This is a genomic window from Chitinivibrionales bacterium, from assembly GCA_035516255.1.
Taxonomy (GTDB): Bacteria; Fibrobacterota; Chitinivibrionia; order Chitinivibrionales; family FEN-1185; genus FEN-1185.
In genome coordinates this window covers 1-15,816 of the sequence record DATJAL010000005.1, presented here as the reverse complement: position 1 = coordinate 15,816, position 15,816 = coordinate 1, and the positions used below count along the sequence as shown (strand labels likewise).

Genomic DNA, 15,816 nt, shown 5'->3' with positions numbered 1-15,816 from the left:
GCATGCGCACAGTCAAGATGGTCCTCGGCGGCGTCGCCGCCATGATTCTGGCCTCCTGCGGGAGCCAGCAATCGCAAGACGGCACCACGGTCATCGTGCCGGTTTCGGCTCAGGAGGTGAAGCCGCAATCGATTTCGCGGCTCCTGGAGACGACCGGGACCGTAAATGCCGAAAAGGAAGTCACGCTATCGAGTGAGGTGACGGCGTATTACAGCCTGCAGGTAAACCCGCGAACGAAGAAGCCGTACGCCCTCAACGACTGGGTCGAGGAGACAGACACCATCATCAGGCTTTCCGACGAGGATTATGAAAGCACCAACCGCGTGGAAGCCCAGAAGCTTTCACAAGACATAGCGCGGAACACGCTTTCGCAGGAACAGTCGCTGTACGACAAGGGCGGGGCCGCATCCAACGATCTGCAGAACGCACAACTTGCGTACTCCAACGCCAAATACAATTATACGGACGCAGCGTTCAAGGAGTCCAAACTGTTCATCAAGACCCCGTTTGCGGGTGTGCTCACCGCGCTTCCGTATTACACGCAGAACACCAGGGTGCCCAGCGGATCGGTGATGCTGTCGGCCATGGAATATTCCCGTCTCTACCTTCAGTGCAAACTGCCCGCGCAGGACATGGCCGACCTTCGCCTCGGCCAGACCGTGCTGGTCACCAACTACACAGTGCAAAATGACACTGTCATGGGTACTGTTTCGCAGATTTCTCCCGCTATAGACCCGACATCGCGCACGTTCGAGGCCGTATGCATCATCAACAACTCGGGGAAGAAATTCCTTCCCGGGATGTTCGTCAAGGCCGACATCGTGGTCGCGCACAAAGACAGCACGGTTGTTGTTCCCAAGACCGTGGTGCTTTCCGACCTCAAGGGCCACAGCGTCTTTGTGGTGGACCGGGGCCGGGCCCAGCTTCGCGCGATCAAGACCGGCATAGAAAGCGACAACCGGATCGAGATACTCCAGGGAGTCTCGGTGGGGGATCGATTGGTCGTTAAGGGCTTCGAGACCCTTCAGGACGGCAGCCGGGTGAAGGTTCTGGAGTAACCCGGCAAACCGCCATGCAAAAACTCGTCGCATTTTCGGTGAAGAACCCGGTGGCAGTTCTCATGGCCGCCCTGGCCGTGCTCCTGCTGGGCGCGCTTTCGTACAAACGGCTCGGCATGGAGCTCTTCCCGACCCTCAACAATCCCCGCTTGTATATCGCCCTCACTGCGGGCGAGCGGCCTCCCGAGGAAATCGAGAAACAGTACGTGCAGAAACTTGAGGCGCTGGCCGTTCGCCAGCGCGGCGCGTCCGGCGTGTATTCAACCTGCGCCGTCGGCATGGGCCACATCACTGTGGAGTATGCCTGGAACACCGACATGAACGAGGCGCTCCTTGATTTACAAAAGGCGGTCACGGCATTCGCCCAGACTTCCGACATGGACGCCGTCGACGTCACGCATTACGATCCCAACGACGAGCCCGTCATGATACTGGCATTCTCAAACAGGAAAATCGACGACATGAACGCGATGCGCAAGACCGCCGAAACCTGCGTGCGGACCGAGATAATACGGCAACCGGGGATCGCGGACGTCGAGATCTGCGGCCAAGACCAGGACGAGGTGGAAATAAAGACCAACGATTATCTCTTGCAGGCATACGGCCTGTCGGCGGCCGCGATCGCCACGCAGATACAGAACTTCAACCGGAACGTGTCGGGCGGATCGATCACCGAGCTTGGGCTCAAGTACGTCGTGAAAGGCACGGGCGTGTTCAACTCGCTCGCCGACTTCGAAGACCTTGTCGTCGGCTTCAGCCAGAACGCAGTTCCGTCGACCGGCCAGGACACCTCTGCGGCGGCCAAGACGCCGATACGCCTCAAGGATGTCGCGACCGTGGCGCTGTGCAACAAGGATCCGCAGAACATCGCCCGTATCAACGGCGTGCGGTGCATCGGGCTCCGGGTGTACAAGGAAAGCAGGTTCAACACCATTACCGCCGTGAATGAAATCGTGCATGAAATAGAGCATCTGCGCGCAACGCTGCCCGGGTACGAATTCACGATTGTCGCGAACCAGGGCAAATTCATCGATGAATCGATAGGCGAAATGAAGCAGGCGGCCCTCGTCGGGATATTTCTTGCGATCCTTGTCCTCCTTTTTTTCCTGCGGCAACTCGGACCGACGGTCATCATCGGCGTTGCGATCCCCTTTTCCATCGTCGCGACGTTCAACCTGATGTACTTCCGGGGGCTCACGCTCAACCTCATGACTCTGGGAGGGCTGGCGCTCGCCGCGGGCCGCCTCGTGGATGACGCCGTGGTCGTGGTGGAGAACATCATCAGGAATTTCGAGTCGGGAATTCCCATCCGTGAAGCGGCGGTCAAGGGAACGGCCCAGGTGGGAACCGCGGTGCTCGCCTCGACCATCACGACCGTGGTGGTCTTTCTTCCGATCGTGTACATGCACGGGATTTCCGCGGAGCTGTTCCGCGACCAGGCGTGGACGGTGACGTTCGCGCTGTTCTCGTCCCTCGTCGTGGCGCTCAGCCTCATTCCGATGCTGGCGTCGCGGTTTCTCGGAAAAAGGCAGCTGCACCGGTCTCTGCGGTTCGCCTGGTACCGCGACCTTCTCGAAAAAGCGCTCTCACGGCGGCGCACGGTTTTGGTCTGCGCGACCGCGCTCATGGCCGGAAGCGCGGCCATGATACCCTTCGTGGGCACCGAATTTTTCCCCGCCGTCGGGTCCCGCCAGTTCACCGTTGCCGTGCATCTTCCAGAAGGTACGAGCCTTCAGCGGACGGCGCAAACCGTAAGCGGCATCGAAAACCTCATCAAATCGGTGCTCGGCGACGCCGTACAAACCGTTTACAGCGAAAGCGGGCCGGTGGTGACGACCAGCATCGCGACGTCCAATAATCAGCCGCAGGACGAGAACACCGCCGAAATACGGGTGGTGCTCGATCCGCGCCGGACCATGGACGCCGCGCGGGCGGCGGCCCTTCTCTCAAAGTCCGGCATCGCGGGAGTCGGGGTCACCATCCAATACAAGCCGGAGCAGAACGTGCTGCAAAACGTGCTGGGCCGGGGCGAGCCTCCGGTGGTGGTGCAGGTGAAGGGCGACGATCTTGACATATTGGAGAAGGCCGCCGACTCCATCGCCGTCGCGCTGCGGAAGGTCCCCGGACTGGCGAACGTGTCCTCAAACTTCGAGCAGGGAGCCCCCTCCATCGAGATAGTCGTCGACAGACTCCGGGCCGGCGACTACAATGCCAGCGCCGCCGACATCGCGACCCAGCTTTCCGACGAACTGCTTGGCAGGAACGCCGGGCAATGGAACCGCAACGGCGAGCTCAAGGACATCACCGTCAAATTTCCGGCCATGACCAGGCCGCAGCTCTCGAGGTTCATGCTTGTCGAGGCCGGTTCCAGCGTTCCCCTCCAGGACGTGGCGCAGGTGAAGCAGGGTTTTTCCCCAAAGGAAATCCTGCGTCACGACCAAACACGGTTGGCACGGATCACGGCCGGGCTCGCCGGGGGTGCGGCATTCAGCAACGTGATGCAGCGCGTTCGTCAGAGGCTCGGCGCGATGGAGCTTCCGCCGGGATGCCGGCTGGAAATATCGGGAGACGAACAGAAGCGCGCCGAATCGTTCCAAGGCCTCGTTGCCGCGCTTGCATTGGCCATCCTTCTTGTCTACATGGTTCTGGCGGCGCAGCTCGAATCCCTGGTCCATCCCTTCGTCATCATCTGCACCGTGCCCCTTGCCGTAATAGGGGTGGTGCCCCTGTTCTTTATTCTGGGGAAATCGTTCAACATTATGGCGCTGATCGGGGTGATCATGCTCGTGGGCATCGTGGTGAGCAACGCCATCGTGCTCCTCGATGCCATCCGTCAATTGCGGCTTGAGGGCGTCTCGCGCCGCGAGGCGATCCTTGCGGCGGGAGAGCGCCGGTTCCGGCCCATCGTGATCACGAGCCTCACGACGATCCTTGCGCTCCTTCCCCTCGCGTTCGGATTCGGGGAAGGGGCCGCGCTGCGCACGCCCATGGCCCTTGCGGTGATGGGCGGCCTGGCCGCCTCAACGCTCCTCACGCTGGTGGTCATTCCCTGCGTGTACGATGTCGTGGACGAGATCGTACAGGGTACACGGCGCAAGAAATGAGCCGGCATCGGCGGGTGCGTTGCAGACAGGCATTCACATGATCAAGCTTTTCAACCGCAAGATTCTGATAGGCGTGCTCTTCGCGGGCATCTGCCTCATGGGAATCGTTTCCCTGCGCAACCTGCCGCTCGAGCTTTACCCGGACACCGAACTGCCCATGCTGCTCATCCGCGTCGCCAGCCGTATCGACGTGGACCCTTCCTACATGGAGAACAGCGCCGTGATCCCGCTGGAAGGCGCGGCGGCGCTTCTTGACAGAGTGGAGAGTATCCTCTCGTATTCGGAGCCCAAGCGCGGCACCATCTACGTCTATTTCGACAAGGACGTGAACGTCAAGTACGCCTTCCTCAAGCTGCAGCAGCAGGTTGCCCTTGTCAAGGCGGATTCGCAGATACCTCCGCAGTTCACCGTCACGGTCGACAAGGTGAACACGGAGTCGGCCGTCAACCAGTTCATGACCCTCCAGGTGCGCGGCGGCGGAGGCGTCGACCGCCTGCGCAACATCGCGGACCAGCAAATCGCGCCCGCCCTTTCCGACGTGGACGGCGTGGCCAGCGCCCAGGTGTTCGGCGGCCGCAGCAAGACGGTTGAGATCGTCATGGACGATGACGCCTGCCGGGCGGCGGGCATCACCCCCAGCCGCATCCAGAACCTCCTCGCAAGGAACAACAACGCCCGCGAGTACGCGGGCGCGATCCGCGAGGGGGGGAGGCGATTCTTCGTCAACGTGGACGCGGAGTTCCGGAAACTGTCGGACATCGAAGACATCATGGTGAGCAACAGGAACGGAAAGGTGTTTCTCAAAGACATCGCCAAGGTCTTCTACGGAGTCAAGGAACCCACCACGCTAAGCCGGGTGAACGGGAAGGATGCGGTCACCGTGCAGCTGGTGCGCGACGCGCAGGCGAACATGATCGACCTCTCGCACGCCGTGCAGGCGGCCGTGGCAAGGCTCAACCGGACCCTGGCGCCGCAGGACGTGCAGATCGTTGTCCAGGCAAACACCGCCGACGACATCGAGCAGGGGCTCAACCAGATCGCGATGCTTGCGGTCATCGGGTGCCTCTTGGCGGTGTGGGTGCTGTGGGTATTTCTGCGCAACCTGCGCCTCACGCTGATCGTCGCGGCCGCGATTCCGGTGTCCGTGCTCGGAGCTTTCAACTTGTTTTATATCACCGGGATCACCCTCAACAGCCTCACCCTGGTGGGCATGGCCCTCGCCGTCGGGATGCTGGTGGACAGCAGCGTCGTGGTCATGGAAAACATCTACCGACTCGCGGGACGCGGGCTGGAGGCTGAGCGGGCGGTTGTCCGGGGCACGGCCGAGGTCTTCCGGCCCGTGCTTGCGTCGACGCTCACCACGGCGATCGTTTTCGTTCCCTTCCTGTTCGCGTCCGATTTCACGATCCGGCTCATCGGCAAGCACGTGGGCGTTTCGGTGATCGCGACGCTTTTCATAGCGCTCCTCACCGCCTTTCTGCTGGTGCCGACGGCGGTGCTGCTCGGGCTGCGGCGGCACCGGCAGGGCTTTACTTTCAGGAAGGTCGGATTTCACACCCCCGCCGTCCGTTTTTACCGCGTCCTGCTCAAGGGGGCGCTGCGCCATCCGGTGCCGACCGTCTGCGGGGCGACGGCCGTGTTTTTGGCCTCCCTCGGCGTGTGCCTGCTGCAGGGGGGCGAGGCCGCGCCTCAGGCCCAAGCCAACCAGTTTTCCCTGTACCTCACCATGCCGGCGGGCGCCACGCTTGACAAGACGGATTTCGCCGTGCGCGAGTTGGAAAAACGGCTGCAGGGCATCGCGGAGGCCCGCGATCTCCTGAGCATGGTGTACGAGGACGAGGCCGTGCTCACCATAAAGCTCCGGGATGATTTCGGCGGCGTCGCCGGCAGGAGCCTCGCGCAGGTCAAGTCGGACATCCAGAAGAGGCTCGACAATTTCCAGCTCGGAAGCGTGGGCTTTTCCCAGCCTGCATCAAGTTCGCGTTACCGAGGCGCGCCCGGCGGGGCCGTTTCGGCGGCGAGGATGCAGCTGCTCATGGGCGGCGGCCAGGACGAGACCGTCACGGTGCGCGGCGACGACTTTTCGCAGATGGAGGCGGTCGCCGACAACATCAGGTACGAGTTGCAAAACCTCCCCTCCGTGCAATCGGTCCAGCTCGATATTCCTGGGCGTCAAGGCGAAGTCCATCTGCTGTTCGATGCCCGGCTCATGCGGCAATACGGGATCGGGCTGCAGTCCGTCGCATCCGAACTTTCCGGGTTCACACAGGAGATGGCTTCGGGCCTCACCTTCAAGCAGGGCGCCGACCAGTACGACATCATGGTGACATCGAAGGCCGCCTCGGTGCAGCAGCAGGCGGGCGCCTCAGCGGGCCGCAAGGACGCGGCCGGCGACACCAAGACCCTCGACGAACTGAGCAACGTTCCCATCGCCGCATCCGACGGAACGGACCACCTTCTCAACGAGGTGAGCCAAATCATACGCGCCAGCGGTCCCGCGAGCATCAACAGGGCCAATCAAGAGCACCGCATCCAGATAACCTACCGATTTACAGACGATATTGCCGCGTCCCGGGAGCTTTTGCGGGCCTCGCGGCAGGAGGTCGACAATATCCTGGCCGCCATGACCTTTCCGAACGGGCTTTCGGTGGAATCCGTTCACGGGCAAAGCGGGTTGAGCGACTTTGTCTACCTCATCGGGGCCGCGGTTCTGCTTATTTTCATGATCCTCGCGGCGGTGTTCGAATCCCTCACCGCGCCACTCGTGATGATGCTCTCGATTCCGCTGGCGGCAATCGGCGCCTTCTGGCTGTTGTCCGCCACCGGCCGCAACCTGCTTAACGCGAACTCGCTGATGGGTTTTCTGATCCTGCTCGGGGTCGTGGTGGGCAACGGCATAATCCTCATCGATTTCGTGCGCGTGCTGCGCGGCCGCGGCTTCTCAACGGCGCGGGCGCTCATCACCGCGGGACAGGACCGGATACGCCCCATTATTATCACCGCAATCACCACCGCGGCAGGGATGCTGCCCCTCGCACTCGGAAATGCCGGGACGCTCGGCTCCATCGGCGCCCCCTTCGCCCTCACGGTGATCGGAGGGATAATCTCCGCCGCGCTCTTCACGCTGGTATTTCTCCCGACTTGTTACCTTGGCCTGGAATCCTCGCTCGCGTATCTGCGCGGCCTTTCCTGGAAGGTCAACGCGGTTCAGCTTTCCGGTTTTGCGCTTGCGGCAGTCCTGATATTCCTGAATGTCGACAACCCGGTGTGGCGGCTTTGCGACCTGGTTATCGCGGCAGCGGCCATTCCGGCAGCGGTGTGGTTCGTCCGTTCCAGCCTGCGGCGCGCGGCGCCCGCCGGAAAAGGCGCGGAACCGGTATCGATCACGATACGCAACGTCCAGAAGCTCTACGGCATGCCGGGTCGTTTTTCCAGGGAATGGGGCGACGCTGTGGACGCGGTCTCGCGGGAACCGGGCGCCGCCGATTGGGGAGGCCTGCTGTGGCAGGCGCCTCTGCTCGCGTTTCTTGTCTATTTTGTCTACTGGTATCTCGAAAGCGAGTTGTGGCAGGCCGTCTTTGCCGTGGTCGCCTATGGTTACCTGTTGTTTTTTGTCAAGAAATTCGGCGTCTTCCGGCTATGCCGGCGGCTATGGAAGGGATTTGGGGCGGATGCTGAGTTGCGGATCCTGGAGGCAATCCGGTGGTCGATCCCCGGGGCAAATTTGGTGTTCTTTCAATTCCGGTGGAACAGGCTCCACGTGGTGGCGGCGGCGGGTTTTGTATGGTACACGGCCCTTGCCGTGCTTGCAACGGCCAGATGGCTGGATGGCCGCCCGGATTTCCGCGCGGGCCAATGGCCGAAGCCCTGGGGCGGCCTTGCGGCCGCTTATTGCGCCTTTGTAAAGAACCTGCCCCTGCCCGGACGGCGCCGTCCTACCTTCCACGCGCTTAAGGGCGTGAGCCTGCACATCGAGCCGGGCATGTACGGGCTTCTCGGCCCAAACGGCGCCGGCAAGAGCACGCTCATGCGCATCGTGGCGGGCGTCTACGATCAGACCTACGGCAAGGTGTACATCAACGGCAGGGACACTGCCCGGCACCGCGAGGAACTGCAAGGCCTCATCGGGTACCTGCCGCAGGAATTCGGGAGCTACCCGAACTTGACAGCATGGGAATTCCTCGATTACCAGGCCATCCTCAAGGGCCTGCACGACCCCACGCTGCGCAAAGATCGAATCGGCCAGGTGCTTTCGGAGGTCCATATGACCGAGCATGCACGCGGGACCATCGGGTCGTTTTCGGGCGGCATGCGGCAGCGCATCGGCATCGCGCAAATCCTGCTGCATCTGCCGCGCATCCTGATCGTCGACGAGCCCACCGCGGGGCTCGATCCCGGCGAGCGCATCCGGTTTCGCAACCTCCTGGCGGAGCTGGGCCGCGATCGAATCGTCATTTTTTCCACCCACGTCATCGAGGACATTTCCTCGTCCTGCAACCGGCTGGCGGTGCTCATGTCAGGCGAATTGCGCTACGAGGGCACTCCCGCCGATATGCTCGGCCGGGCCGCCGGCCGCGTCTGGCAGGCAACCATTGACGCAGGGGAATACGACTCGTTTGCCGCCTCGGCGGCGGTGGTCCATCGCATCGGCGACCGCGGCCGCATCCAGGTGCGCTGCATCGCGGACGCGATTCCGCATCCGCAGGCCCTGCCGGCGCCTCCGACGCTCGAAGACGCTTATTTGTGCCTCATGCGTGAGAAGAGAAAGAAGGAAGCATGATTGCGGGAATTCTACGGGCGCTGAGTCTCGGCCTGCTCCTTGTGCGCTACAATATCAAGATTGTTTTCGCGCAGCGGTTCCTTTATTTCCTTTTTGCGGCGATGGGCCTGTTCGCCGCGGCCGTGCTGATCAACCGCGCGGCCGGAAAGGAACTGACGCCTTCGACGTTGTACGATCTCCTGCTTCTTCCGGGAATTCTGCTCGTGTTCTACCCGGCCGTGTTCGGGATCCAGAGCGATTCGGACGCCCGCATGCTCGAAATGATCTTCGGCATTCCGGATTACCGCTACAAGGTGTGGCTGTTCAGGCTGCTGTTGAGCATCGCGGTCGCCGAGGCGGTGCTGTTCTGCCTCTGCTGCGCTTGCGCGATTTTTTACAGCGGCTTCCCCATAGTCAGGATGTCGATGCAAATTTTTTTCGCCGTGGTCTTCTGGAGCGGGACCGCCTTCGCGTGCTCCACGCTGATGCGAAGCGCCTACGGCGCCGCGGTGCTGCTGATCCTGGCCGGCTTTCTCCTGTGGGTGGCCGGCGGTTCCCTTGCCGCAAACCAATGGAACGTTTTCCTAAACCCCTTTGACGCGGTGAGCGGCGCAAAAGAAATGACGTGGCATGCGACCGTAAGGGCCAACCGGATACTTCTGGCGGCGGCCGGGATGGCCGGCATTTTGTGGGGCATGCGCAATCTCACGGCGCGGGAAAAGTTTTTGGCCTAGGGCGAGGAAAAAATTCTGGATCGACGGTCGATGAAACAAAAAATATTCTGCGGATGTCTAATACGAGTTGAATTTCTTCCAAGGGCTTTTTTATATCGGAAGGTCGAGATGAACGTTTACGATGCTTGCACGCAGATATTGTCCTCTGTAAAGACGCCTCAGTCGCTTTCCGAGCATTACAACAGACTTGCAACCTTGTATGAGGGTTCCGAGGACCGGCTGCTCAGGCTTTTGCTGCAGGACGCCATGGCACGAATTTCCAGGGTATTGCCTGTCGTGAAGGGCGGTCATTGCATCATCGATGGAGACGGGGACGTGGAACCGCTTCTGGCGTATTGCCGGCGAGGCGTGAGAGATGGAAAACCTTCATTGTAGAACCTATAGCCCTGGCGCTTTCTTTATGGAGGAATACCGCATGGGAAGGTCATTAACAGTTCTAGTTGCAATCTTACTGCCTATTCTGCTTGGCTGCAAACCGCAGGAAATTATCCAAAGTAAATGGACGGCTCCGGATTCCTTGCTTGCCGCGGACACGAGCCGCTGGAAAGGCCAGGTGCAATACCCCGATGATCCTCAATTTGGCGTGGGGGCGAGAAACGACAGCAAATACCTGTACCTTTGCTTGACTTCATGGAAACAGGACGTCAACAGGCGAATTTTGAGGTACGGTTTCACCACATGGTTCACCAGCAAATCAAAAAAGAGGAGGCTGTTCGGTATCCACTTTCCGGTCGGGCAAACCGCCGGCGCCCCTGGAGGAGGCTGGCGGCACCACAACGGCGGGCAGGAAGCCGAGGGTGCTCCGCAGATTTCGGATGAGTCATTGCAACAAATGGAACTCCTGGGCCCCGAAAAAAGCGACAGCGTTCCTGTGAAAACCTCGGTGGCTCTGACTTTCGGAATAGTGGTTAAGATGTTTCCTACCTATGAGAGCCTGGTATACCTGCTCAAGGTTCCGCTCAATTCCGATTCCGTCAACAAATACGCCATGGACATCGGCAGTGACACTTTGATATCCTTGAAGTGCGCGACCGACGTTCCAGACATCACCTCCGGACGTGAAGGCGGGGAAGGAGGGACTTCTTCTCACGCCATGGGCGGCAGCGGAGGAGGAGGTATGCACGGCCGCGGCGGCGGAGGCATGCACGGCGGAGGAGGGGGTATGCATGGCGGCGGAGGCGGCCGGTCGGCGTCCACTTCGCAGGAACAGGTTGACTCGTTCACCGCCGGATTTACCATTCGGCTCGCCGGACATCAGTGACGCCGGACAGTCGGGAATTAAGAAAGGCTCCTACCTGCGCTATTTTAAAATTGATGAGAATCACCTCCATGCCACTTTGCGATTAGTATAATAATATTTGATCTGCCCACCCAATAATTCCTCGTGACGAACGTGTACTCTTTTATAATTTACCGACCTGGTAGGCGAGAGTCAACAGCTCATTTGTAAAGGAATGCGGAGAATGCCATATTCCGTGAAGTTTGATCTTCCGTGCTATAATATCCTCCCTATAAAAAGTTTGGTTTACAATGTAAGATATACACCAACCGTGCCAAGACTATCGTAAAATAAGGGGGGTGGACGGGGAAATAGGGGAAAGGACGGGAAACATTCCGCTCGGTTGGAAATCAATGATTTCACTATAAACTTACAAACAAAAAGGGATCCTTTGCCTTCTTTGGCAAAGAATCCCTTCCGCGCTATGGCGGAGAGGCAGGGATTCGAACCCTGGGCACCCACTAAAGGGCGCAACGGTTTTCGAGACCGCCCCTTTCAACCGCTCAGGCACCTCTCCGCGAAGGTGAAAAAATATATCCTGATGGACGGCGGAGCCAATGGAACAGGCATAATAATCAGGCCGCCAAGATTTACTGCGGGAAAAGTGCGGAACGAGGAATTATATCTTGTCAAGCATATTCAAATCTCCCGGATTCGCGCCGCGCGAAGGATATTTATCGCCCGTGAAGTGCTCCATTATAAACGGCCTGTCCTGCCCGGGGTACACCGCCTTGATATTCATGGGCCGTACGGCAACGGCAAAAACGCCTGCTAATTTACAAACGAAACATAGCCCATCGTCACCTCCAGCCCTTTCGACGTGCGCTCGGTGAAGACGGAGCGCCACACGTCGATCCGGTGGCTGCCGCGTCGCAGCGACCCTATTGGCAGCAGATAGGTGGTCCTCGGGCCGTCGAACACGAACCGCGGCATGACCGGCCCGTTTACGAGCATGGCCTTGAGCGCCGCCATGTATTTCTGGATGCCGTCCTGGTCCATTGTCGTCTGCAGGGCGGCACCGAGGGCGCGGTTGAGCGTCGATGCGATATCGCGGGGGTCGCCGAGAACGCCGCCGCTTAAGACGCTGTCGATGACATGCGCGACCCATTTCGGTTCGGCCTCGTCGGGAAAAACCGAAAAGTGCACCGCGCCAAGGTCGTTGGGGTTGAAGGAGCGGGCGGTGAGAACGCCGAGGAGCGCGAAACGGTTGTCGTATGCGTCAACGGGCTCGAAATCCGACACGGCCGCGTTAAGGTAGCGCCGCCCGCCCATGGCCGCGGTGAACTTGACGCGGATCTGCGCCGTGGTGAACGCGGTATCGGAGTCGAACCAGAGCACGGCCTTGCGCAGGTTGACGTCCGCGTAGGCCAGCGACCCGTTTCCCCATTCCCAGGCGATCATGCGGTCGGTCGCTTCCTTTTCGTCAAGCTTGACCCGCATGGCCGCGGGAACGCCGAAGTCCGCGAGGCACATATAGTCTTGCCTGCATCCGGGCCCAATGATCATGCCGCGGAAGCGTTTCTTTTCCGGGTACGTTATGTCGAACCAACGGCCGGCAACGGTGTCGGCGTACCCCTCGATCCAGCACGTGAGCGAATCGTTGTCGAACAGGTTTGCAAGCGAGAACACGCGCGGCCCCTGCAGGCACGAAGACGCGCGCACCACCATCCGCACGCCGCGTACATTGAGGGTGTCGATTTCCATGCGCACGAGCGCGGAGGATGAGAAGAATATTCCGCAGAAAGCGATGAAAAATAGGTGTCGGTAGATCAGTTGCATTTTATGACTCCCGGTTATAAAAATAATAAATTATTGATGGGGGAGGGCTCCCGACCGGGGTGCGGCCCGATTGACCCCCCTTCCTGGCGCCGGTATTTTCGTTTCCCATTATGTTGACAGATCGTATTTAAAAACGGTATAATCTAAGCACGACTAAGGCTGAAAACTATTGGAAAAGCATGGTCTGCAAGATTACGATGTCTCATCCACCACCCATTTGTTGAGAACACAGTATGAAAAGTCTGGAGGCGTCCATGAATCATTCCTTGACAAAAAATACCTTTGGGCGTGTTTGCCTCATGATACCCCTGCTGTTCACGACGCTCTTCGCCGTGCAGCGCTGCGAACTGACGTTTTCGGCGTGTCCGGAAACGTTTAACGGCGACACGATCGTCGTGCCGGACGATGTGACGAAGCTGAACGCGCTCGTGCACGTGTGCATCGAAGGGCCGGCGGGCGTGCCTTCCATCCTGTTTGTCATCGACAACACCGGAAGCATGAAAGGCCCTAACGGCAACGACCCGACGGGCGCGCGGTTTAACGTGGCAAAGGACCTGCTCGACACCATCCTGGCGAAGCAGCCGAATGCGGAGGTGGGAATTGAAGTATTCCGCGAGCATTTATATTTCGATACCACGACCACGCAATACTATTACACACAGTATTTCGAGACCGTGCATCCAACCTTGGACAGCGAACCGCGTCAGGCGTACCTGCCCTTTCTGGGACTGGCTCAGACCTACGGGAGCAAGAGAGGAATCGACATCATAAAAGACGTCCTCATGACGGACGCTACGGGCGGCGATCTGGTCTATAAGCCATCGTGGACGGAACCCACCAGCGGAGAGACCAACATCAACGGCGCATTGAAAGTTGAAAAGTAATAGATTGTATCTTGTTTTGCTGATTCCTGACTGCCGACCGGCGACCACCGTCATGTTGATAAGGAATTTACAAAAGCGGCATACGTGCTGAGTGCCGCGCGTTAGGAAGGACAGCCGACCCTTCCTCGCACCTTCGTGCGAGGAAGGGGAACGCCCAATTCATTTTAAATTTCTTAATTGATCACCGGATCTTCAAGCCTGCCCATGAACAGCACCGCGCCGGAGACGTTGTCGCGGATGAGGAAGATGAAGGGCCGGTTCGCCGTGAACTGCACCGGCGGCGGCATTTCAATCGACGTCCCAACGACGATGACCGCGGTCGCGGCGGCCGCCTCGGTTCCCCTTTCGTCAACGGCCACGAACGCCTTGTGCAGCACGTCGTAAATGGACAGCGACCGCGTGCCGTCGATGCCTGAAAAGTCTGCGACGCCGGGGGAAAAGGCGTCGGCCATTCCCAGGGAGACGAGGATGTCCCTGATGCTCAAGGAGGGGGTGGCGAATTTGAATTTCGGGATGGCCACGATCACCTTTTGCGCCGCGAGCGAGCCGGACAGCCCGGCGATGAAATCCGCCGTGAGCGACGACGCGACTGACGCCATTTTTCCCGCTGCCGGGAGAATGAACAGCATGGAAAGCTCGTTGCCCTTGTACGGCAGCTCGAGCGCGTCAAAGTCGGCGCTCGCGGCGTACCTGAACGTGGCCTCCTGGTGCATGAACGGCGCGGATACGGTATCGTTGTTCCGGTAGAACGTCTGGTTCATGGACATTTCCTTCTGGAACGTGTCGGCCCACTGCGCGTTGAAGTATATCGCATTTGTCAATACCAGCGTCGTGGCAGGCGTGATCTCGCCGCTCGGGATGAGGTCCTGTATCCTGCCGTTGGTCTGGCCGCTCACCCAGGCGTTGATGGTGACCCGCGACGGCTCCGGGTTGTTGATAAAATCAAGCAACCGCAATGCCGCGCCGTAATTCACGCTGAGCGTCTTGAGAAAATCCGGCAGAAAATAATAGGTCTTCTCGCCCCAGAGCTGGTTCACGATGTTCAGATCGAAGCCGTCGTTATTCGCGCGCGCCTTGAGCGCAAGGTCGAGGCCGTCAAAAGCAGGGTGGAGTTTTGTCTGGTCGAGCGTGAAATGGAGCGCCGATGCCATCTGCGCTTCGGTTTCGGTGCGCGCACCAGCCCAGGTCATGGCGAGCGCGATTGAAATGCTGTACGGAGAAAAAAACGTGTTGCCCGCGGCCGAAAGCTTCTTGTACATGTCGCACGCGAAATCGGTATTACCTTTTACGAGCGCGGCAATGTCCTGGTCGGATGCGGAGGGAAGGGTGTCCCTGGTGCCGCACGCCTGGACCGTTATCGAGCCTTCTTGGGTGGTGACGACGCCGTTGTTGTCCGGCCCGCTTGGAGCCTGATTAAGGGGCTCGGTGCCGCAATAAAGGGAAAGAACGGGACAAAGACCGATGAGCAGATAAATGAGCGATTTTGACGGTTTCATGGGCGCTCCTTTGCCAGGGAATATAATAGTCGCTGGAACGGGGGAAAGGGTTCAATGAAGAATTGTAGAATCCAGATCGAGGATTGCGGAATCATAAGTTCTAAATGCCTTTTGTCAATAATTGCTGTTATAAATCTTAAGCCCTGTAAGGGCGGAATAGTGATAGCCCGGGGCAACGCTCCGGGTGAATGTCGCCGGCCTACCACACGATGGTCACGATCTCGCCGGATTTCCTTCCTGTCAACCTTACCTCGGTGTCGGACAAGGCCTCCACGGAAATATCATAGAGCGCGCCGTCCCCCGGACTACCGTCCCAAAGCGTGGAGTTCCATGAGGCGAGTTTCAGCAACCTCATTATACGACTTCGGCTGGTAACCAATGCCCTAATTTCAAAGAACTGTTAATCTTGAAACTGTAAACGGATCTTGTCAATTATACGGAATGAAAAACATAAAATACCTTTTGTCAATAAATCGCTCTATGGAGATCTTGAACATTGTAAGGGCAAAATATTGCAGCCCGGGGCAAGGCCCGGGTAAGAAAGAACCGCCGAAAGGTGCGGGGAACGTCCGTCCCTGTCATTAACGTATCGGCTCATTTAAAAAGGTAACCGAAGGCTCAAAGTCGTCGTCTCACAAATGAGGTAACCAAGACTTGTTTGAAAATGGCTTTGAGTTTTCGTTCTATTGCATCTTTGAGAGAAAATGGATTCAGTTCTGTATG

The 15,816-nt window shown here is 59.0% G+C and carries 10 protein-coding genes and 1 tRNA gene; 7 read left to right on the top strand and 4 right to left on the bottom strand.

Annotation, left to right across the window (positions count from 1 at the left end):
* Positions 1-2: 2 nt before the first annotated feature.
* The 6 genes from VLX68_02295 to VLX68_02270 all read left to right on the top strand — a co-directional run bounded on the left by VLX68_02295 (position 3) and on the right by VLX68_02270 (position 10,916).
* On the top strand, positions 3-1,058 hold the full coding sequence (locus VLX68_02295; protein HUI91053.1) for an efflux RND transporter periplasmic adaptor subunit: 1,056 nt from the start codon (positions 3-5) through the stop codon (positions 1,056-1,058).
* Positions 1,059-1,072: 14 nt separating this feature from the next.
* Positions 1,073-4,162, top strand: coding sequence for an efflux RND transporter permease subunit (locus VLX68_02290; GenBank protein ID HUI91052.1), 3,090 nt, complete (start codon positions 1,073-1,075; stop codon positions 4,160-4,162).
* 37 nt (positions 4,163-4,199) lie between these two features.
* Positions 4,200-8,942, top strand: a complete 4,743-nt coding sequence (locus tag VLX68_02285) for an efflux RND transporter permease subunit (protein HUI91051.1) — start codon at positions 4,200-4,202, stop codon at positions 8,940-8,942.
* A complete protein-coding gene (locus VLX68_02280) occupies positions 8,939-9,655 on the top strand; it encodes a hypothetical protein (protein HUI91050.1) in 717 nt (238 codons plus the stop codon). Before VLX68_02285 ends, VLX68_02280 begins: the two co-directional genes overlap by 4 nt.
* A gap of 108 nt (positions 9,656-9,763) precedes the next feature.
* Positions 9,764-10,030 carry a hypothetical protein gene (locus VLX68_02275; protein HUI91049.1) on the top strand — a complete coding sequence of 89 codons (267 nt, stop codon included), beginning with the start codon at positions 9,764-9,766 and terminating at the stop codon, positions 10,028-10,030.
* Positions 10,031-10,070: 40 nt separating this feature from the next.
* Positions 10,071-10,916: a hypothetical protein gene (locus VLX68_02270; protein ID HUI91048.1), complete on the top strand. Its 846-nt coding sequence runs from the start codon at positions 10,071-10,073 to the stop codon at positions 10,914-10,916.
* Between the two features lie 443 nt (positions 10,917-11,359).
* Here VLX68_02270 and VLX68_02265 read toward each other — a convergent pair.
* Positions 11,360-11,451 (bottom strand) — tRNA-Ser (locus tag VLX68_02265).
* Between the two features lie 254 nt (positions 11,452-11,705).
* Positions 11,706-12,713 (bottom strand): hypothetical protein, encoded by a 1,008-nt coding sequence (locus VLX68_02260; GenBank protein ID HUI91047.1) that lies wholly within the window; start codon positions 12,711-12,713, stop codon positions 11,706-11,708.
* Positions 12,714-12,967: 254 nt separating this feature from the next.
* On the opposite strand from VLX68_02260, the gene VLX68_02255 reads away from it, so the two are divergent.
* A complete protein-coding gene (locus VLX68_02255; GenBank protein ID HUI91046.1) occupies positions 12,968-13,597 on the top strand; it encodes a VWA domain-containing protein in 630 nt (209 codons plus the stop codon).
* Positions 13,598-13,770: 173 nt separating this feature from the next.
* On the opposite strand, the gene VLX68_02250 is transcribed toward VLX68_02255, so the two are convergent.
* Together VLX68_02250 and VLX68_02245 are read right to left on the bottom strand one after the other, a co-directional pair.
* Complete coding sequence (locus tag VLX68_02250; GenBank protein ID HUI91045.1) at positions 13,771-15,093, bottom strand: serpin family protein; 1,323 nt, start codon at positions 15,091-15,093, stop codon at positions 13,771-13,773.
* 199 nt (positions 15,094-15,292) lie between these two features.
* On the bottom strand, positions 15,293-15,448 hold the full coding sequence (locus tag VLX68_02245; GenBank protein ID HUI91044.1) for a hypothetical protein: 156 nt from the start codon (positions 15,446-15,448) through the stop codon (positions 15,293-15,295).
* Positions 15,449-15,816: the final 368 nt, after the last annotated feature.